Genomic DNA, 18,251 nt, shown 5'->3' with positions numbered 1-18,251 from the left:
CTGGTTGACGTTAACGTCAATTGGCGACCTAGAATCTGCTCCGATCAAGGAGACACGCCATGACCGACCTCTCTAGCGACTACAAGGCGCTGGCCGAGTACCGCCCGACCCACAAGGTCCGTTTCGTCACCGCCGCCAGCCTGTTCGACGGGCATGACGCCGCCATCAACATCATGCGGCGCATCCTGCAGGGCATGGGTGCCGAGGTCATCCACCTTGGGCACAACCGCTCGGTGGACGAGGTCGTCACCGCGGCGCTGCAGGAGGATGCACAAGGCATTGCCATCAGCTCCTACCAGGGCGGTCATGTCGAGTACTTCAAGTACATGGTGCAGCTGCTGAAGGAGCGCGGCGGCGAGCACATCCAGGTGTTCGGCGGCGGCGGCGGCGTCATCGTGCCGGCCGAGATCCGCGAGCTGGCCGAGCACGGCGTGCGCATCTTCAGCCCCGAGGACGGCCAGCGCATGGGCTTGGCAGGCATGATCGGCGAGATGGTCATGAAGGCTGACCAGGACTTCAGCGTGCATGCGCCCAAGTCCTTGTCCGCCATCACCGGCCATTCCGAATCGGCCTGGCGGTCCCTCGCCCAGTTGCTGACCGCGCTGGAGAACGGCAAGGCTGATGCCGGCATCGTCGACGCGCTGCGCGACCAAGCCAAGCGCATCAAGACGCCCGTGCTGGGCATCACCGGCACCGGCGGCGCCGGCAAGTCCAGCCTGACCGACGAGCTGATCCGCCGACTGCGCCTGGACCAGGGCGATGCGCTGCGCGTGGCACTGATTTCCATCGACCCCTCGCGCCGCAAGAGCGGCGGCGCGCTGCTGGGCGACCGCATCCGCATGAACGCGATCAGCCCCTGGGGCGGCGGTGCACGCGTCTTCATGCGCTCGCTGGCGACGCGCGACTTCGGCTCGGAGATCTCCCCTGCGCTTCCCGACGTCATCGCCGCCGCCAAGGTGGCGGGCTTCGACCTCGTCATCGTCGAGACCTCGGGCATCGGCCAGGGCGACGCGGCCATCGTGCCGCTGGTCAACGTGCCCATGTACGTCATGACGCCCGAGTTCGGCGCCGCCAGCCAGCTCGAGAAGATCGACATGCTGGACTTCGCCGAGTTCGTGGCTATCAACAAGTTCGACCGCAAGGGTTCGCTGGACGCGCTGCGCGATGTCTCCAAGCAGGTGCAGCGCAATCGCGAGGCGTTCACGGTGATGCCGGACACGATGCCGGTGTTTGGCACCATGGCCAGCCGCTTCAACGACGACGGCGTGACGGCGCTGTACCAGGCGTTGAAGGTCCGCCTCGCCGACCTCGGCATCCCTTTCAGCGAAGGGCGCCTGCCACGCGTCGACACGCGCCACAGCACCCACCAGACCCCCATCGTCCCCGCCGCGCGCGTGCGCTACCTGGCCGACAACAGCGACACCGTGCGCAGCTACAAGGCCCGCGCCCGCAAGCAGGCGGCACTGGCCCGCGAGATCCAGCAACTGGAAGCCAGCCGCGCGATGCTGGAAGCCGCCAACCCGGACAAGCAAGGCGCCCGCACGGCATTGGGCGACCTGGCCGAGCAGCGCCGCACCAAGCTCGACGGCGACGCCCGCCAGCTGCTGCAGCAGTGGCCCGATATGGTCAAGGCCTACGCCGGCGACGAATACGTCGTGAAGATCCGCGACAAGGAGATCCGCACCGCACTGGTCACGCAGAGCCTGTCCGGCACCAAGATCCGCAAGGTCGTGCTGCCGACCTACGAGTGCCACGGCGAGCTGCTGAAGTGGCTGATGCTGGAGAACGTGCCCGGCAGCTTCCCGTACGCGGCGGGCGTGTTCGCCTTCAAGCGCGAGGGCGAGGACCCGACGCGCATGTTCGCCGGCGAAGGCGACGCCTTCCGCACCAACCGCCGCTTCAAGCTGGTCAGCGAGGGCATGCCGGCCAAGCGCCTGTCCACGGCCTTCGACTCGGTCACGCTCTACGGCGCCGACCCCGCGCCGCGGCCGGATATTTACGGCAAGGTCGGCAACAGCGGCGTGAGCATCGCGACGCTGGACGACATGAAGGTGCTGTACGACGGCTTCGACCTGTGCAGCCCGACCACCTCGGTGTCGATGACGATCAACGGCCCGGCACCGTCGATCCTGGCCATGTTCATGAACACGGCCATCGACCAAAACCTCGCGAAGTTCCGCGCCGACAACGGCCGCGAACCGACCGCCGACGAGGCCGCCAAGATCAAGGACTGGGTGCTGGCCAATGTGCGCGGCACCGTGCAGGCCGACATCCTGAAGGAAGACCAGGGCCAGAACACCTGCATCTTCTCGACCGAGTTCTCGCTGAAGGTGATGGGCGACATCGCCGAGTATTTCGTGCATCACAACGTGCGCAACTTCTACTCGGTGTCGATCTCCGGTTATCACATTGCCGAAGCCGGCGCGAACCCGATCAGCCAGCTCGCGCTGACGCTGTCGAATGGCTTCACCTTCGTGGAGGCTTATCTGGCGCGCGGCATGCACATCGACGACTTCGCGCCCAACCTGAGCTTCTTCTTCAGCAACGGCATGGACCCCGAGTACACCGTGCTAGGCCGCGTCGCCCGCCGCATCTGGGCCATCGCGATGCGCGACCGCTATGGCGCCAACGAGCGCTCTCAGAAGTTGAAGTACCACGTGCAGACCTCCGGCCGCAGCCTGCATGCGCAGGAGATCGCCTTCAACGACATCCGCACCACGCTACAGGCGCTGATCGCCGTCTACGACAACTGCAACTCGCTGCACACCAACGCCTACGACGAGGCGATCACGACACCCACTGACGAGAGCGTGCGCCGCGCGATGGCCATCCAGCTCGTCATCAATCGCGAGTGGGGCCTGGCCAAGAACGAGAACCCGTCACAGGGCGCCTTCATCATCGACGAGCTGACCGAGCTGGTCGAAGAGGCGGTGCTGTCCGAGTTCGAGCGCATCAGCGAACGCGGCGGCGTGCTCGGCGCGATGGAGACCGGCTACCAGCGTGGCCGCATCCAGGAAGAGTCCATGCACTACGAAATGCTGAAGCACACCGGCGAGTACCCCATCATCGGCGTCAACACCTTCCGCAACCCGAATGGCGAGACAGTGCCGGAGCACATCGAGCTGGCGCGCTCGACCGACGAGGAGAAGCAGTCTCAGCTGACGCGCCTGGCCGAGTTCCAGGCCCGCCATGCAGCCGAGTCGCCCGCGATGCTGGCGCGACTGCAGCAGGCGGTCATCGAGAACAGGAATGTGTTCGATGTGCTGATGGAGGCCGTTCGGGTCTGCTCACTGGGCCAGATCACCGGCGCGCTGTTCGAGGTCGGAGGGCAGTACCGGCGCAGCATGTGAGGCAGTCCAGCTACCCATAAGTCATCCTTGCAAATTGATCGGTCTACGCTCAAAATTCAAGGATGATTGATCGCAGGGCACAAGCTCGCCTGGCCGACCGCCTGACCCGTGCCCCCGCCGTATTACTGCTTGGCCCGCGGCAGGTCGGCAAGAGCACACTGGCCCGCGCCGTTGCGGGCGGGCAACCCGGCACCGTGGTGCTGGACCTGGAGCGCGCCTCCGACCAAGCCCAGCTCGCGGAACCCGAACTCTTCTTCCGGCGTTACCGCGACAGTCTCGTCGTCCTGGATGAGGTGCAGCTCATGCCCGAGCTGTTCCTCGCGCTGCGCCCCGAGATCGATGCCGAACGTCGCCCGGGGCGTTTCCTGCTGCTCGGCTCCGCCTCGGGCGCGCTGCTGCGCCAAAAGAGCGAGAGCCTGGCCGGCCGCATCAGCTATCTGGAGCTGCCGCCGGTGCTGGCGGCCGAGATGCCCAACGACCTGGCCACGCTGCAGCAGCTGTGGCTGCGCGGTGGCTTTCCGCTGAGCCTGCTGGCGCCGGACGAGGCGGCTTCATTTGAGTGGCGGCGGGATTTCATCGCCAGCTTTCTGCTGCGGGACCTCGCGCAGATGGGCGTGCGGGTGGCTTCCGAGAGCATGCACCGCTTCTGGCGCATGCTGGCACACCTGCAGGGCCAGCAGTTCAATGCGTCCATGCTTGGCGAGTCGCTCGGGGGCGTGGCGCACACGACGGTCAAGCGATACCTCGACACCCTGGCCGATGCGCTGATGCTGCGCCGCCTGGAGCCCCACCTCGTCAACATTGGCAAGCGCCTCGTCAAATCACCCAAGGTCTATGTGCGTGACAGCGGCCTGCTGCATGCGCTGCTGGGCATCCAGAACCTCGACATGCTGCAGGGCAACCCCATCGTCGGCGCATCGTGGGAAGGCTTCGTCATCGAACAGATCGCCGCAGCGCTGCCGCAGGGCGCGCAGTTGGGCTTCTATCGCACGGCGGCCGGCACCGAGATGGATGTCGTTGTCAGCACGGGCCAACGCACCATCGGCTTCGAGATCAAGTTCTCTTCTGCACCCGCCGTCAGCAAAGGCTTCTGGGTCGCCATCGACGACCTGAAGCTGGACGCCGCCTTTGTCGTGGCGCCGATTGCGCGGCCCTTCCCGCTGAAGAATGGCGTGGAGGTGATTGGTGTGGATGGCATCGCGCAGGCGCTGGCCGACCTGTAGCTGCACCAGCCCTCACGCCGCCAGCAACACCCGATCCCGCCCCTTGCGCTTGGCTTCGTAAAGCGCCGCATCCGCGCGGCTGAACAGCGCCTCGGGTGCTTCCTGCACGCCGTGCGCCCGCGCCACGCCGACGCTGACCGTCACGGCGAGCGGGCCCGCCGTGGTCATGAAGGGTTGGCAGGCGATGGCGGTGCGCACGCGTTCGCCCAGGCGCATGTCACCGCCCGCCTCGGGCTGGGCCCAGATCACCGCGAACTCTTCGCCGCCCAGGCGCACGGCCAGGTCCAGCGGCCGCAGCGTGTCGCGCAGGCGCTCGCCGATGCCGCTGAGCACGGCGTCGCCCACCGCATGGCCGTGTGTGTCGTTGATGCGTTTGAAGTGGTCCACGTCCAGCAGAGCCAGCACCGGCGGGTGCGCGTCATCGCGCTGCAGCAGGCGGCGCAGGCGCTCGTCAAAACCGCGCCGGTTCAGCAGGCCGGTCAGCACGTCGACTTCGATGAGGCGCTCAATCTGGCGCAGCGCTCGGTCCTGCAAGAGCAGCAGCATGGCCAGGGCCTGGCCGATGACAAGCCCGATGGTGGCGAGCAGGCCGATGGCGTTGTACTGCATCAGCTGCACGCGGGTCTCCGCGATCAATGGGCTGACAGCCAGGCCGCGCGCCACCTCGACCATCGCGCAGATGATCAGGTCCGCAGCCAGCAGCAGCATCGGGAAGCCGCGCTGCTCTCGCCAGGCTTGCAGCGCGGCATGGGCGGCCGGAATGGTCAGCGCCGCAGTGGCCAGCAGCGTCAGCGTCAGCGAGGGCCAGAATTGGCCGAGCCAGGCCGTCAGCGTGAACGAGCCGATGCAGGTCAGGCCGGTGAAGGCGACCGGCCAGCGCCAGTCCAGCGGCCGGCCGAGGTAGACGCGCAGGCCAAGCAGCAGCAGCAAGGCCGAGATCAGTCCGCCGTTGTGGCCGACGACCCAGAAAACGCGCGGCAGTTCCACCGCGATGGCCAGGGCCCGGGCCGCCTGTGTCAGCGCCGCCGCGGCAAAGGCACCGGCCCAGAACCACAGCGCACGCTCGCCCTTGACGTGCCAGGCGCCGCCCAGCGTCGCCAGGGCCAGCATGGTCGTGACCAGCTGGAAGACGCGCAGCAGGGTGTCGGCGTGAAGGGGCTCCATCGTCAGTCAGTTCGGGCGAAGTCCGCACGATGGGTGCAACCCGAGGCTACTGCCGTAGGTAGCCGGCACCGCGCCATGACTTTTCTCACGCCGGGCCACCTATTCCTTGAGCCTGAGCACCAGGCGGCGCCCGGCCACGCCGTCGACGCTGATGCTGCCGTCGGCCTGGGACCGCCAGTCGGCAAGCCCGATGGGCGTGACCACCGCGGCCCGCGCCATGTCGCCCTGCAGGCCGACGACCAGCAGGCGCTCGGCCGCCGGCTGCGGCCCCAGGTTGACGACCTTGGCCAGCGCCGGTGGCAAGCTCAGCTCACCGCGGCACAGGCCGTTGGCATCACGCCTGAAGCTGGCCTTGCCCTCCAGCGCGGCGCCGTTCAACTCGCCCTCGAAGCGGCTGGCCTTGAGCGGGCAGGCCTGCGGCACAAGACCCGGCACGGGTCGGCGCAGCGGCGCGCTCAGCAGCTCGGCGCTGCGCTCGATGGACGAAGTCCACATCACGTTGGACAGCAGGCTGACGCTGGTGCCAGCGTCGTCGCCCTGGGGCCAAAGCAGCAGCACGCTGCGCGCGCCCAGCGTGGAACCGGCGTGGTGGACGACTTTCTGCCCCTGCAGGTCGGTGTCGAGCCGCCAGCCGAAGCCCATCTTGAAACTGCGCTCACCGACCGGCTTGCCGGCATCGTCTAGCACCGGCTGCCATAGCCAGTCACGCGTCGCGGCATCGACAATGCGGCCCTGCAGCAGCCGCCCGGCCCATTCGGCCAGGGCCGGCGCGCTGGCGGACAGCCCGGCGCCGCCCCAGCTGTAGCTGAAGTCGTGCGCCGGCGCTAGCTGCCAGCCGGTGGCCGCAAAGTCATAGGCCTTGGACATGCCCGGCGCCTGGCCCGTCTGATCCGGCCCGATAGCCAGGCCCGGCGCGACCTTCTCGGCCAACAACTGCAGATATGACTGGCCCGCCGCCGCCTCGGCCGCGGCAGCCAGCAGGGTGTAGCCCCAGGATGAGTACAGGTAGCGGCTGCCCGGCGGCGTCTGCAACTGCCGATCCTTCAGATGGCCGAGCGAGTCACGCGCCGTCGCGTGGTGCACGCTGCCGCGGCCAGCGTCGCGCCATTCGTAGTGCGGCATGCCGCTCAGATGGGCGGCCAGCAAACGCGGCGTCAGCGCGGCCAGCGCCGGCTCCAGGCCCGGCAGCAGCGCGCCCACCGGCTTGTCGACATCAAGCTTGCCCTCGGCCTTCAGCTGGGCCACGGCAACCGCCGCAAAAAGCTTGGAGACACTGGCCAGGCGAAAGCGCGTGTCGCTCTGCACCGGCAGGCGCTGCTCGGCGTCGCGCCAGCCACTGCCGCCCTGCCAGCGCAGTTTGCCGTCCTGCCAGACCGCGGCGGACATGCCCGCCACGCCGCTCACCTCGCGCAGCGCATCCAGCAGGGCCTGGGCCTGTTGTTCGGGGCCGGCCTGAGCCTGGCCAAAGAGGCCGACTGCGGCAAGGGCGATGGGCTTGAGCATGCGGTGTCCGATGGCTTCAACGTGCTTGGATGGCCTGCATCGCGGCCTTGACCCGCAGCAGCATGGGCGACGCGCCCGTCACCTTCGGGTCGAAGGGATGCAGGCGCTGGCCGCCGGTAGCCGCCATGATCTTGCGCACATACAGGCGCGTCTCGGCATAGGGCGGCACGCCCAGGTAGCGGTCCACCGCGCCCTCGCCGGCGTTGTAGGCGGCCAGGGCCAGCATGACGTCGCCCTCGAAATAGGCCAGCAGCCAGCGCAGATAGGCCATGCCGCCGCGGATGTTCTGCGACGGGTCGGTGATGCGCGTGACGCGAAAGCGCGCGGCCGTCTCGGGGATCAGCTGCATCAGCCCCATGGCCTTCTTGGGCGACTCGGCCAGCGGGTCGAAGTTGGACTCCTGTGCCATCACCGCCAGCACCAGCGCGGGGGCCAGCTGGTACTCGGGTGCCAGCAGCTTGACGTAGTTGACGATGGCGGCCGGCGCACGGTCGGGCAGCGGCAACGAGGCCCACAACGACACAGGCGGCTTGGCGCCACGAACCGGCGGCGGCGCCACGGCCACGGGCGGGTCGGTCTCCGGCGGACGCAGGCAGGGCGGCGGGTCGCCCAGCGGCGTGCCGCCCATGCGCGCCAGCATGTTCTGCGCCTGGTCCATACCCTGCTCGGCGGCGGCGGCAAACATGTGGGCGGCCTCGGCGTCGTTGCGCTGGATGCCGCGTGCATTCGTCAGCATCCAGCCCAGGCTGAATTGCGCCTCCGCATCGCCATAACGCGCCGCGCGGCAATACAGCTTGGCCGCGGCGACCTCGTCGCGCTTGACGCCGTCGCCGTACTCCAGCGCCTTGGCCTCCTGGCGCCAACGCTCCACCTGCGCGGGCACGACGGGGCCGCGTTCGCCGGGCGGCATGGTGGGCCGGGGCAGTTGCTCCAGCGTCAACGAGGGCAACTGGGCCAGGGCGGTCACTGGCTCTAACGACAGCGCGAACAGCAGCGCCAGAAACGGGGTTCTCACGGACGGTGGGCGAGGAGCGGAAGCGGGCTGCGAGTCTAGACGGCTTGCCCGCTCGGCCCGCCCCGCCTTGGCGCCTAGAGCCGCTCGCCGGTCTCGGCGTCGAACACCAGCAGCTCCGCCAGCGGCAGCGACAGCGTCACCACGTCGCCCGGCCGCAGCGTCGGCCAGCCGGCGCAGCGCCAGTGCAGGCGATGCTCTCCGAGTTGCAGCTGCACCAGGCTGTCCACCCCGGTGGGTTCGACCAGCAGCACCGGCGCGCGCAGCGACAGCGCCGGGCCATTGCTCGCCACGCCGACCGACTCCGCCCGCCAGCCCAGCAGCAGCGGCCGGCCCAGCAGGCGCTCGCGACGAGGCAGGGCGTCGGGCCGCCAGCTCATTGAGCCCGCGCCCCGCAGCATCAGCGTGAACTCGCCCTCCGGCTCCAGCCGCGCCGGCAGCAGGTTCATCGGCGGGCTGGCCAGGAACTGCGCGACAAAGAGATTGGCCGGCCGCTGGTAGACCGTCTGCGGCGTACCCAACTGCTGCACGCGCCCGTCCTTCATCACGGCGATGCGCTGGCCCAGCGTCATCGCCTCGGTCTGGTCGTGCGTCACATAGATGGCGCTGCGGCCCAGGCGCTGGTGCAGCAGCTTGATCTCGCTGCGCATCTCGGCACGCAGCTGCGCGTCGAGGTTGGACAGCGGCTCGTCGAACAAGAAAAGCCGCGGCTGGCGCGCCAGCGCCCGGCCCATCGCGACGCGCTGGCGCTGGCCGCCGGACAGCTGCGCGGGCTTGCGCGCCAGCAGCGCCTGCAGCTGCAGCAGCTTGGCCACTTCAAGCACCCGCGCCTCCCGCCGCGCGCGCGACCAGCCCTGCATTTCCAGGCCGAAGCCGATGTTCTCGGCCACGCTCATGTGCGGGTAGAGGGCGTAGTTCTGGAACACCATCGCGATGTCCCGCTCGCGCGGGCTCAAGCCCTCGATGCGCCGGCCGTCGAGCTGGATCTCGCCGCTGCAATGCGGCTGCAGGCCCGCGACGACACCGAGCAGCGACGACTTGCCGCAGCCCGACGGGCCGACCAGGATGAGCATCTCGCCAGCATCGAGGTTCAGCGTGATGTCGTCCAGGATGGTGTGTGCGCCGACGCGTCGGGTCAGGCCGCTGATGCGCAGGCCAGCTTCTTCTTCGGTCATATCAGTTGAGTGAATGCCACGGAGAAGCAGCCCCTTGCATTTCCTCTGTGCCTCTGTGTCTCTGTGGTTGCATTGAGTTCTTAGCCTTTGACAGCGCCCGCCACCAGGCCGCGCGTGAAGTGCCGCCCGGCCAGCAGGTAGACCACCAGCGTCGGCGCCGCCGCCAGCAGCGCCGCGGCCATCTCCAGCGGGTAGGCGCGCGCGCCGGTCTCCGTCTGGGCGCTCAGCTGCGCCAGCGCCGCCGTGATGGGCCGCGCGTCCTCGGGCCCGAACACCAGCCCGAACAGGTATTCATTCCAGATCGTCGTGAACTGCAGGATCAGCACGACGACGAAGATGGGCCGGGACAGCGGCAGCACGACGCGCCACAGCAGCCGCCAGAAGCCCGCGCCGTCCAGCCGCGCGGCCTGCAGCAGTTCGTCAGGGAAGGCCAGGAAGTGGTTGCGGAAGAACAGCGCCAGCGGCAGGCTGTAGATGACGTGGATGGCGATGAGCAACCCCAGCGACCGATCCAGCCCCAGCCGTGCCATCGTGATGGCCAGCGGCAGCAGATAGACCTTGATCGGCAGGAAGAAGGCCAGCACCAGCAGCAGCCCCACCCAGCGCTCGCCGCGGAAGCGGTACTTGCACAGCACGAAGCCGTTGACGGCCGCCAGCAGCGCCGACAGCCCCACCGCCGGCACAGCCAGCATCAGACTAATGCCAAAGCTGCCGTGCAGCTTCTCCCAGGCCAGGCGCCATGCGGCGAAGCTCGGATCACTCGGCAATGCCAGGAAGCCCTGCTGCGCCTCGGCCGCGCCCTTGAAGCTGTTCATCAGCATCAGCAACAGCGGCAGGGCGATCACCAGGGCCGCCAGCATGGCCAGCAGATAGAGCGTCAGTCTTTTCATGCGGTGCTCTTTCGCGAGCGCACCACCGCGTAAGGCAAGGCAATGCTCAGCACCATCATCACCAGCACCATCGCGCTGGCCGCGCCCAGGCCCAGGCGGCTGCGCTCGAAGGCCATCTGGAACATGTAGAAGGCCGGCAGCTCGCTGGCCTGGCCGGGCCCGCCCTCCGTCAGCACGACGACCAGGTCGAAAGTCTTGATCGCCGCCGGCAGCAGCACCAGCAGCGCCGAGAACAGGCTGGGCCCGAGCTGCGGCAGGATGACGCGTCGCAGCAGCTTCCAGCCCTGTGCGCCATCCAGCCGCGCGGCCTGCAGCATGGACTCGTCGATGCCACGCAGCCCCGCCAGGAAGATGGCCATGACGAAGCCGCTGATCTGCCACACGGCGGCCACGACCAGCGCATAGACCGCCATCTCCTCCTGCGCCAGCCAGTCCCAGCGAAAGCTTGTCCAGCCCCAGCCGCGCACGGCCTCGGCGACGCCCTGCTCCGGGTCCATCAGCCAGCGCCAGGCGCTGCCGGTCACGACCATCGACAGCGCCATCGGGTGCAGCCACACCCAGCGCAGCGCGCCCTCGCCGCGCAGCTTCTGGTCCAGTAGCAGCGCCAGACCGAGGCCGATCAGCAGCGGCAGCGCGACGAAGCCGATCCCGAAGCGCAGCAGATTCCACAGCGCCGCCTGCCAGCGCGGGTCCAGCAGCAGGCGCTCGTACTGCTTGAGGCCGATGAACTCGGCGCTGGGCAGCAGGTTGGAGCGCGTCAGCGACAGCCAGCCCGTCCACAGCAGGAAGCCGTAGAAGAAGACCGCGCCGATCAGCAGCAGCGGGATCAGGCAGGCGAGTGCGGTACGGCGCTCCGACATCAGTCCACCTGCCGCAGGGCTTGCGCAAGCCGCGTCTGCGCCTGCTGCACCGTCATGCGCTCGCTGGCCCAGTAGGCCGACAACACGTCGCGCAGGCCGCCATAGGCGCTCTCGCCCAGGCGCGCGCTCAGCGCCAGCACCAGCTCTCCGCGCGTCTCGCCGGCGCGGAAGTCAGCGGCCGAACGCTGCGCGCAGGCATTGAAGCCGGCCAGGTCCGCGTCGGACCGCACCGGGATACCGCCCTTGATCTGCGCCAGCCGGGCCGACGTCTGCGGCTGCAGCAGCAGCGCCGCCAGGCGCCGCTGCGCGCCCAGTCGCGCGGGCTGCGCGAAGAACACCAGCCGGTCGAACTCGAAGTAATGCAGGCCGGCGTGGCCGGGCGCGGCCGTGCAGTCGTAGTCCTGCCCGGCCTGCCAGCCGGCTTTCAGGAATTCGCCATTGGCCCAGTCGCCGGTGAACTGGAAGGCGGCGCGGCCCTGCAGCAGCAAGGCCGTGGCGCCCGCCCAGTCGCGGCTGACCTGGCCCGCGTCGGTGTAGCTTTTGAGCCGGCGGAACTCCTGCAACAGCGCGGCCATGCGTGCGCTGGCCAGCAGCGCCGGGTCGGCCTGCACCAGCGCGCGCTCGAAGAAGTCGCGCCCCTCGCGGCCCAGCACCACGGCGACGAAGAGGCTGAGCTTCTGCCCGGCCGAGCTGCCGATGGCCAGCGGCAGCACGCCGGCGCGGCGTAAGGCCTCGGCAGTGCGGTGGAACTCGTCCCAGCCCTGCGGCACGGCCAGCCCGTGCGCGCGCAGCAGGCGCAGGTTGCTCCACAGCGTGTTCAGGCGGTGCACGTTCAGCGGGATGGCGGCGGGCTTCTTGCCGCCGTCGCGCAGCTCGGCGGCCACCGCATGCGGCAGGGCCGCGAACTGCGCATTCACACCCGGCCCGAGGTCGGCCAGCGGCACGGCCTCGGCCCAGATGCGCAGCGGCTTGTCGGTCTGCGCCAGCGTCGGCGGGTGGCCGGACAGGAAGCGCGCCTTCAGCAGCGTGTTGGCGTTGGACGCGCCGGCCACGGCGGTCGTCTTCAGGTCGACACCGCCGCGTTTGGCCGCAGCGTTCAGCTCGGCCACCATGGCCGCCTCGCTGCCCGAGGTCCAGCCGTGCAGCAGCTCCAGGTCGGCGGCGCGCGCGCTGCCGGCGAGCAGCAGCGCGATGAGCGCAAAGCGCTTCATGCGAGCGCGTCCAGCTGTCGCTGCAGCGGCTGCACCAGGGCGGGCAGCATCTCGTCGACGAGGGCGGCGGCGTGATGCAGGCGCCGCTGCGCGTCGGCGGGCTTGTGGCCCGTCCACAGTGAGTCGCCCAACGCGAACAGATCGGCCAGCACGTCCAGCAGCGGCAGCGCCGGTGCCAGCATGGGCGATGCGGCGAGCATCGCGCGCCAGGCGGGCAGCTGCTGGCGGGCTTCGGTCAACACCGCCAGCCACGATGGGGCATCGCGCAGCGCGGCCATCAGCGGGCTCTCGGCCGGCAGCGCGTCGGCCAGCCGGTTGAGCGCTTCGTCCTGCGTGTAGGCCTGGGCGCGCTTCTTGGCATGCTGGCGCGCATAGCCGGCGCCGGGCTCCAGCCACAGCGCCAGCGACCGCAGCAGCGCGCGGTCGGCGGGGTCGGGGCACAGCGCGGCGAACAGCGGCGCGGCAGGGTCGGCATCGATGCGGCCGGTGTCGACCAGCCAGCGCTGCGTGGCCGCGAGCCGTTGCGTCAGGGCCCTGTCGTCCGCCGGGTCGCTCCACAGCCGCTCGGCCACAGCCAGCGCGCGCGGCCAGCAGCGCAGTGCCAGCTGCGGTTCTTCCACCAGTTCCGCCCACAGCGCGGCCTCGCCACCCAACATGGACACCGGCGCCCCGGCGGCGGGGGCTGCCGGCCAGGCCGGGGCCTCGTCCACCAGCGGCTGCCAGTCGCAGGGCTGGCGCAGCGCACCCACGCGCAGCCAGCCGCCGCCGCTGTCGCCAAGCGGCCCCCAAAACTCCAGCTCGCCCAGGTCGCTGTCGACTTGCAGCCGCCACGGCACCGCGCCTGGCATGACGCGCGGCGCCAGCCATTCGTCCAGCGTGCCGCTGCTGCGCAGGTGCAGCCGCGCCTCAGCGCCGCTCAGCCACAGCTGGCCTTCGACTTGCCAGGTGCCGACGGTCGCCTGCAGCGCCCAGGCCTGGGCGCCCGCCGCAGGCGCACTCGGTCTGGCCGGCGGCTGCATCGTGCGGCGCCAGTGGTAGGCCGCGGGGTGGATCTGGTCCAAATAGAAGCCTGCGCTGCGCAGCCGCCCGGACAGGCCCGATGGCGCCAGACGCAGCGCCTCTTCGCCGCGCCAGCATTGCAGCAGCGTGCCCGGTGGCAGCGCGGTCGACTGGCCCATCTCGTCCCAGGCGACCAGCTTGCGACCATGCCGCTGCAGCAGCGCGCCGACGCGGGCTAGATAGGCAGCCTGCAGCGCCGCAAGGCTGCCGCCACGCTGCTCGGCCAGCCGCGTCCAGGCAGCAGGCTCCAGCTCGTCGCCACCGAGATGGATGAAAGGGTCGGGGAAGACCTCGGCCCACTCGCCCAGCACGCCGTCGAGGACCTCGTAAAGCGCGTCGCTGTCGGGGTTCACCGCGGCGCCAAAGACGCCGAAGCCGCGCTGCGCCTCGGTCGGCGCCGGCGCACACAGCAGCTCTGGGTAGGCCAGCCCCAGCGCCCAGCAGTGGCCGGGCAGGTCCAGCTCCGGCACGACGCGGATGCCGCGCACGGCCGCTTCGTCCACCAGTCGGCGCGCCTGGTCCAGCGTGTAGAAGAAGCCGCCGCTGGCGCGCTGTTGCAGCAGCGGGTAGCGCGCCGATTCGAGCCGCCAGGCCTGATCGTCCGTCAGATGCCAGTGCAGCACGTTGAGCCGCGCCGCGGCCATGCCGTCGAGCAGGCGCTGCAGCGCGGCTAAGGGCAGCGGTCGGCGCGCCACATCCACCAGCAGGCCGCGCCAGGGGTGGCAGGGTTCGTCGTCGATCTGCAGTGCGGGCAGCGTCGCGGCACCGGCCGTGCGGGCCGCATGCCAAAGCTGCGATAGGGCATGCAGGCCATGCTGCACGCCGGCCGGCGTGGCCGCCTGTACATGGACAGCATCGGCCGCCAGGCGCAGCTGGAAGGACTCGTCATCCCCGAGGTGCGGCAGCCGCGGCGCCAGATGGGGCAACACCAGCCGCGCCGCGCCGGCCGATTCGTCCGTCGGCAGCAGCGCCCGCCACCCCAACGGCACGCCCCGCAAGCCGGCCACCGCAGGCCCCATGCCGGGCAGCAGGGTCAGGGCTTGCGGCGTGGGCAGCAGAGCGTCGGCGAGCGGGGCAGTCGGCATGCGGCGATCTTCTGCCGGCATGGCTAGGGGCTATCTCAAGCCCATCTGAAGGTTGTCTCAAGAACGAGAACGCCAGAATGCGACGGTCATCACTTTCATGCACCGGAGATGCCATGGCCGCCGACTCCCCCGCCCAACTCATCACCGCCAAGATCGCCGGCCTGGGCGACTGGCGCGCCGACACGCTGAAGCGCCTGCGCGAGCTCATCCTCGCGGCCGATGAGGGCGTCGTCGAGAGTTGGAAATGGGACGGCCCTGTGTGGGAGTGCGCCGGCATCCTGTGCACCGGCGAGACCTACAAGGCCAAGGTCAAGCTGACCTTGGCGCATGGGGCGGCGCTGGACGACCCGAAGGGGCTGTTCAATTCGAGCCTGGACGGCAAGGTCCGGCGGGCCATCGACTTCGGGCCGACGGATGAGGTGGATGCGCCAGCGTTTAAGGCGTTGATCAAGGCGGCGGTGACCCACAACCAAGCCAAGGCCCGCTAACGTCACCAGCATGCCGGGTCAGGCAACCGCGCCAAGCGCATCGGGCAGTCTCGCAACCACCTTGATCTCGAAATCAAACCCTGCAAGCCAGTTGACCCCAACCGCCGTCCAGTTCGGATACGGCGCCTGCGTGAACATCTCGTCCTTCACCTTGAGCACGGTCTCGAACTGGCGCTCGGGATCGGTATGGAAGGTGGTCACGTCGACCAGGTCATCCAGGCTGCAGCCGGCCGCGGCCAGCACGGCCTTGAGGTTGGCGAATGCCAGCCGCACCTGGGCCTCGAAATCCGGCTCGGGCGAACCGTCCTCGCGGCTGCCAACCTGGCCCGACACGAACAGCAGGCCGTTGGCGCGCACCGCCGGCGAGTAGCGATGAAGCTCGTAGAGGGCCTGGCGGCCGGGGGGAAAGACGACGTCGCGTTGAGTCATGGGGTGCTCCTTGAAAGCATGGGGTGTCGAGGACGCAAACTCTAGGGACGCCGCGCCGGTCGATAAACAGCCAAGGCGCACAAACACTGTTTGGCCGGGCCAAACAACAGGAACCCCGATGGACCGATTCGACGCGCTGCAGGCCTTCGTCCGCGTGGTGGAGGCCGGCAGCTTCACCAAGGCCGCTCTGACGCTGCACATGAGCAAGACGACCGTGACGCAGCTGGTGCAGCAGCTGGAAGCGCGGCTGCGGGTGAAGCTGCTGCACCGCACGACACGCCAGGTGACGGTGACCACCGAGGGCGCGACCTACTACGAGCGCATCGTGCGCGTGCTGTCCGACCTGGCCGAGGCGGACAGCGATCTGAGCGGTGATGCGGGCGCGCCGGCGGGCCGCCTCCGCGTGGACGTGCCCAGCCCCTTCGCGCGGCTGGTTCTGATGCCCGCGCTGCCCGACTTCCACCGCCGCTACCCCGACATCCAGCTCGACATGGGCGTCAGCGACCGCGTGGTGGACGTCATCGGTGACAACGTGGATTGCGTGCTGCGCGGCGGCGAGGTCACGGTGCCGTCGCTCATCGCGCGGCGTGTGGGTGAGCTGCCGCTGGGCGTCTATGCCGCGCCCGGCTATCTGCAGCACGCGGGCACGCCGGCACATCCGCGCGAGCTGGCGGGCACGCACCACCGCATCGTCGGCTTCCTGCGCTCCAGCAGCGGCAAGGTCGCAGCCATGCCGATGCGGCGGGGTGACGAGATGTTGACTGTCGAGGGCCGCCACGTCGTCTCGGCCGATGATGGCAATGCCTATCTCGCCGCCGGCCTGGCCGGCATGGGCGTGCTCTGGCTGCCGCGCTACATGGCCGAGCCGCATGCGGCGCGCGGGGAGCTGGTGCGGCTGTTCGACGACTGGCAGATCGAGCCGATGGCCATGCACCTGGCCTATCCACCCACCCGCCATGTCAGCCCGCGGCTGCGCGCCTTCATCGGCTGGGTCGACGAGTTGATGGCGACGCTGCCTGGGCGCTAGCCGCGCAGCACCTTCTCCATCGCCTTGCCCTTGGCGATCTCGTCGACCAGCTTGTCCAGCCAGCGCAGCTTCTGCATCAGCGGCTCCTCGATGTCCTCCACGCGAATGCCGCAGATCACGCCCTTGATCAGGGCCGCATGGGGATGCAGGGCGGGTGCTTCGGCGAAGAAGGTCTCGAAGTTGACCTGCCGCTCGATCTGGCGCTGCAGCCCCGCAGCGTCGTAGCCGGTCAGCCAGCAGATCGCCTGGTCGACCTCGGCCTGCGTGCGGCCCTTGCGCTCGGCCTTCTGCACGTACATCGGGTAGACCTTGGCGAAGGGCGTCGAGAAGATCCGGTGGGCAACCATGGTCAGGCCCCCGCCTCGGGTTCGTGGCAGACGGCTTCGATGTTGTGCCCGTCGGGGCCGATGACAAAAGCAGCGTAGTAGTTGGCGTGGTACTTGGGCCGCAGCCCAGGCGCGCCGTGGTCCTTGCCGCCCGCAGCCAATGCGGCGCGGTAGAAGGCGTCGACCTGCTGGCGGCTCTCGGCCTTGAACGCCAGGTGCAGATGAGCCGGCGCCTCGGCCGTCTGGAACAGGCACACCGACGCCTCACCCTTGGCCAGCTCGACGCCGTAGCTCGGCGGCCCTTCAGACGCCACCCCCACGCCGAGCGGTTGGAGCGCCTGCTGGAAGAAGGCCTTGCTGGCCGCGTAGTCGCTGACGCCAAACTTGACATGGTCGAACATGAGAACTCCTGAAGAACCTGATCTGCTGACGGCACAACCGAGCGCATCTGGCCCGCACCGCAGCGCCCCACTACGATGACACAGCCTCGCCGTCGGCACACCGGCCGGCGGCGTTTGTCACCAGAGGAAGCGTCATGAGCAAAGAAGCATTCCTGCGTTCCGCCGCACCCGGCGGCACGCATCATCGGCTGGCCGCAATGGCCGGCGAGTGGGAGGGCCGGTTCCGCCTCTGGTTCGAGCCGGGCAAGCTGGCCGACGAGTCGGTGCAGCGTGGCCGCATCCGGCTCCTCGCCGGCGGCCGTTTCCTGCTGCACGAGTACGAGGGCCGCTGCAGCGGCGAGCTCTTCGAGGGCGTCGCGCTGTGGGCCTACCACCTCGACGACCAGGCCTTTGAATGCGCCTGGGGCGAGAGCTTCGGCACCGGCACGTCCATCATGTTCAGCACCGGCAAGGTGGAAGACGGCCGCTTTGGCGCACTGGGCAGTTATGGCGATGGGGCCGGCGGCCCGCGCTGGGGCTGGCGCACCGAGCTGACGCAGCCCGACGCCGAGCACCTGGACATCCGCATGTTCAACATCACGCCGGCCGGCGAGGAAGCCCTCGCCGTCGAGGTCAACTACCGCCGCGCCGGCCTGGCTGCTGCCTAAGCCAATGGCCGGTAGGCCACCACGTCGATCTCCACCTTCGCCGGGATCATCAGCCGCGACTCGACGGTGGAGCGTGCCGGTTTGCCATCCGGGAAGTAGCCCATGTAGACGCGGTTGAAGGCGCCGAAGTCACGCGCGTCTTCCAGCCAGACCGTCGTCTTGCACACATCGGCCAGCGTGGCCCCGGCCAGGGCCAGCGCCGCTTCGAGGTTGGCGAACACCTGGCGCGTCTGCGCCTCGATGCCGCCGTCGACGATCTGGCCGCTGGCGTCGACCGGCACCTGGCCGGAGACATAGACAAAGTCGCCGGCCCGCACGGCGGGGGACAGCGGGCGGGGCTGGCGGTCGCTGGCGGTGGGCTCGGCGCCGAGGAAGGTCAGTTGGGTCATGGCGCGGCAGTC

17 protein-coding genes are annotated in these 18,251 nt (G+C 69.4%); 5 read left to right on the top strand and 12 right to left on the bottom strand.

The annotated features are described in order from the left end of the window. Nucleotides 1-59: 59 nt before the first annotated feature. Nucleotides 60-3,350 carry a fused isobutyryl-CoA mutase/GTPase IcmF gene (gene icmF, locus ASC81_RS01790; protein ID WP_056261941.1) on the top strand — a complete coding sequence of 1,097 codons (3,291 nt, stop codon included), beginning with the start codon at nucleotides 60-62 and terminating at the stop codon, nucleotides 3,348-3,350. Nucleotides 3,351-3,412: 62 nt separating this feature from the next. Beyond that, complete coding sequence (locus ASC81_RS01785) at nucleotides 3,413-4,573, top strand: ATP-binding protein (RefSeq protein ID WP_056261938.1); 1,161 nt, start codon at nucleotides 3,413-3,415, stop codon at nucleotides 4,571-4,573. Nucleotides 4,574-4,585: 12 nt separating this feature from the next. Here ASC81_RS01785 and ASC81_RS01780 read toward each other — a convergent pair whose 3' ends face one another. From ASC81_RS01780 to ASC81_RS01745, 8 genes are all read right to left on the bottom strand, one after another. Further along, nucleotides 4,586-5,737: a GGDEF domain-containing protein gene (locus tag ASC81_RS01780; protein ID WP_056261935.1), complete on the bottom strand. Its 1,152-nt coding sequence runs from the start codon at nucleotides 5,735-5,737 to the stop codon at nucleotides 4,586-4,588. A 99-nt stretch (nucleotides 5,738-5,836) separates the two neighbouring features. Then, on the bottom strand, nucleotides 5,837-7,240 hold the full coding sequence (locus ASC81_RS01775) for a serine hydrolase (protein WP_056261932.1): 1,404 nt from the start codon (nucleotides 7,238-7,240) through the stop codon (nucleotides 5,837-5,839). A gap of 16 nt (nucleotides 7,241-7,256) precedes the next feature. Then, the gene (locus tag ASC81_RS01770) at nucleotides 7,257-8,255 is read right to left on the bottom strand and encodes a lytic transglycosylase domain-containing protein (protein ID WP_235533540.1); all 999 of its coding nucleotides are present in this window, start codon (nucleotides 8,253-8,255) and stop codon (nucleotides 7,257-7,259) included. Nucleotides 8,256-8,329: 74 nt separating this feature from the next. Next, nucleotides 8,330-9,427 carry an ABC transporter ATP-binding protein gene (locus tag ASC81_RS01765; RefSeq protein WP_056261929.1) on the bottom strand — a complete coding sequence of 366 codons (1,098 nt, stop codon included), beginning with the start codon at nucleotides 9,425-9,427 and terminating at the stop codon, nucleotides 8,330-8,332. A gap of 80 nt (nucleotides 9,428-9,507) precedes the next feature. Next, a complete protein-coding gene (locus ASC81_RS01760) occupies nucleotides 9,508-10,317 on the bottom strand; it encodes a carbohydrate ABC transporter permease (protein ID WP_056261927.1) in 810 nt (269 codons plus the stop codon). Further along, a complete protein-coding gene (locus ASC81_RS01755; protein WP_082536178.1) occupies nucleotides 10,314-11,177 on the bottom strand; it encodes a carbohydrate ABC transporter permease in 864 nt (287 codons plus the stop codon). Before ASC81_RS01755 ends, ASC81_RS01760 begins: the two co-directional genes overlap by 4 nt. Then, nucleotides 11,177-12,388, bottom strand: coding sequence for an ABC transporter substrate-binding protein (locus tag ASC81_RS01750; RefSeq protein ID WP_056261920.1), 1,212 nt, complete (start codon nucleotides 12,386-12,388; stop codon nucleotides 11,177-11,179). Before ASC81_RS01750 ends, ASC81_RS01755 begins: the two co-directional genes overlap by 1 nt. Continuing rightward, on the bottom strand, nucleotides 12,385-14,532 hold the full coding sequence (locus ASC81_RS01745; RefSeq protein WP_162245845.1) for a family 20 glycosylhydrolase: 2,148 nt from the start codon (nucleotides 14,530-14,532) through the stop codon (nucleotides 12,385-12,387). The genes ASC81_RS01750 and ASC81_RS01745 overlap by 4 nt, the downstream gene beginning before the upstream one ends. A gap of 77 nt (nucleotides 14,533-14,609) precedes the next feature. Between ASC81_RS01745 and ASC81_RS01740 the strand changes: the two genes are divergently transcribed. Further along, on the top strand, nucleotides 14,610-15,020 hold the full coding sequence (locus ASC81_RS01740) for a DUF1801 domain-containing protein (RefSeq protein ID WP_056261913.1): 411 nt from the start codon (nucleotides 14,610-14,612) through the stop codon (nucleotides 15,018-15,020). Between the two features lie 18 nt (nucleotides 15,021-15,038). Here ASC81_RS01740 and ASC81_RS01735 read toward each other — a convergent pair whose 3' ends face one another. Further along, complete coding sequence (locus tag ASC81_RS01735; protein ID WP_056261910.1) at nucleotides 15,039-15,449, bottom strand: RidA family protein; 411 nt, start codon at nucleotides 15,447-15,449, stop codon at nucleotides 15,039-15,041. A gap of 118 nt (nucleotides 15,450-15,567) precedes the next feature. On the opposite strand from ASC81_RS01735, the gene ASC81_RS01730 reads away from it, so the two are divergent. Beyond that, entirely contained in the window at nucleotides 15,568-16,476 is a 909-nt protein-coding gene (locus tag ASC81_RS01730) for a LysR family transcriptional regulator (protein ID WP_056261907.1), read from the top strand. Here ASC81_RS01730 and ASC81_RS01725 read toward each other — a convergent pair. After that, entirely contained in the window at nucleotides 16,473-16,823 is a 351-nt protein-coding gene (locus tag ASC81_RS01725; RefSeq protein ID WP_056261904.1) for a DUF2200 domain-containing protein, read from the bottom strand. The two genes, ASC81_RS01730 and ASC81_RS01725, sit on opposite strands and share 4 nt — an antisense overlap. A 2-nt stretch (nucleotides 16,824-16,825) precedes the next feature. Continuing rightward, on the bottom strand, nucleotides 16,826-17,203 hold the full coding sequence (locus tag ASC81_RS01720) for a VOC family protein (protein ID WP_056261901.1): 378 nt from the start codon (nucleotides 17,201-17,203) through the stop codon (nucleotides 16,826-16,828). A 134-nt stretch (nucleotides 17,204-17,337) separates the two neighbouring features. On the opposite strand from ASC81_RS01720, the gene ASC81_RS01715 reads away from it, so the two are divergent. After that, nucleotides 17,338-17,850: a DUF1579 domain-containing protein gene (locus ASC81_RS01715; RefSeq protein WP_056261899.1), complete on the top strand. Its 513-nt coding sequence runs from the start codon at nucleotides 17,338-17,340 to the stop codon at nucleotides 17,848-17,850. Here the strand turns inward: ASC81_RS01715 and ASC81_RS01710 are convergent. Then, on the bottom strand, nucleotides 17,847-18,239 hold the full coding sequence (locus tag ASC81_RS01710) for a RidA family protein (RefSeq protein WP_056261897.1): 393 nt from the start codon (nucleotides 18,237-18,239) through the stop codon (nucleotides 17,847-17,849). The two genes, ASC81_RS01715 and ASC81_RS01710, sit on opposite strands and share 4 nt — an antisense overlap. Nucleotides 18,240-18,251 lie beyond the last annotated feature (12 nt).

It is taken from the genome of Pelomonas sp. Root405 (genome assembly GCF_001425165.1).
In the GTDB taxonomy this organism is placed as follows: Bacteria; Pseudomonadota; Gammaproteobacteria; order Burkholderiales; family Burkholderiaceae_C; genus Pelomonas.
This window is presented reverse-complemented; position numbering and strand designations above follow the sequence as displayed.

Coding starts and splice junctions, on each gene's coding strand:
- icmF (WP_056261941.1), top strand. CDS start 60: ATGACCGACCTCTCTAGCGACTACAAGGCGCTGGCCGAGTACCGCCCG.
- ASC81_RS01785 (WP_056261938.1), top strand. CDS start 3,413: ATGATTGATCGCAGGGCACAAGCTCGCCTGGCCGACCGCCTGACCCGT.
- ASC81_RS01780 (WP_056261935.1), bottom strand. CDS start 5,737: ATGGAGCCCCTTCACGCCGACACCCTGCTGCGCGTCTTCCAGCTGGTC.
- ASC81_RS01775 (WP_056261932.1), bottom strand. CDS start 7,240: ATGCTCAAGCCCATCGCCCTTGCCGCAGTCGGCCTCTTTGGCCAGGCT.
- ASC81_RS01765 (WP_056261929.1), bottom strand. CDS start 9,427: ATGACCGAAGAAGAAGCTGGCCTGCGCATCAGCGGCCTGACCCGACGC.
- ASC81_RS01760 (WP_056261927.1), bottom strand. CDS start 10,317: ATGAAAAGACTGACGCTCTATCTGCTGGCCATGCTGGCGGCCCTGGTG.
- ASC81_RS01755 (WP_082536178.1), bottom strand. CDS start 11,177: ATGTCGGAGCGCCGTACCGCACTCGCCTGCCTGATCCCGCTGCTGCTG.
- ASC81_RS01750 (WP_056261920.1), bottom strand. CDS start 12,388: ATGAAGCGCTTTGCGCTCATCGCGCTGCTGCTCGCCGGCAGCGCGCGC.
- ASC81_RS01745 (WP_162245845.1), bottom strand. CDS start 14,532: ATGCCGACTGCCCCGCTCGCCGACGCTCTGCTGCCCACGCCGCAAGCC.
- ASC81_RS01740 (WP_056261913.1), top strand. CDS start 14,610: ATGCGACGGTCATCACTTTCATGCACCGGAGATGCCATGGCCGCCGAC.
- ASC81_RS01735 (WP_056261910.1), bottom strand. CDS start 15,449: ATGACTCAACGCGACGTCGTCTTTCCCCCCGGCCGCCAGGCCCTCTAC.
- ASC81_RS01730 (WP_056261907.1), top strand. CDS start 15,568: ATGGACCGATTCGACGCGCTGCAGGCCTTCGTCCGCGTGGTGGAGGCC.
- ASC81_RS01725 (WP_056261904.1), bottom strand. CDS start 16,823: ATGGTTGCCCACCGGATCTTCTCGACGCCCTTCGCCAAGGTCTACCCG.
- ASC81_RS01720 (WP_056261901.1), bottom strand. CDS start 17,203: ATGTTCGACCATGTCAAGTTTGGCGTCAGCGACTACGCGGCCAGCAAG.
- ASC81_RS01715 (WP_056261899.1), top strand. CDS start 17,338: ATGAGCAAAGAAGCATTCCTGCGTTCCGCCGCACCCGGCGGCACGCAT.
- ASC81_RS01710 (WP_056261897.1), bottom strand. CDS start 18,239: ATGACCCAACTGACCTTCCTCGGCGCCGAGCCCACCGCCAGCGACCGC.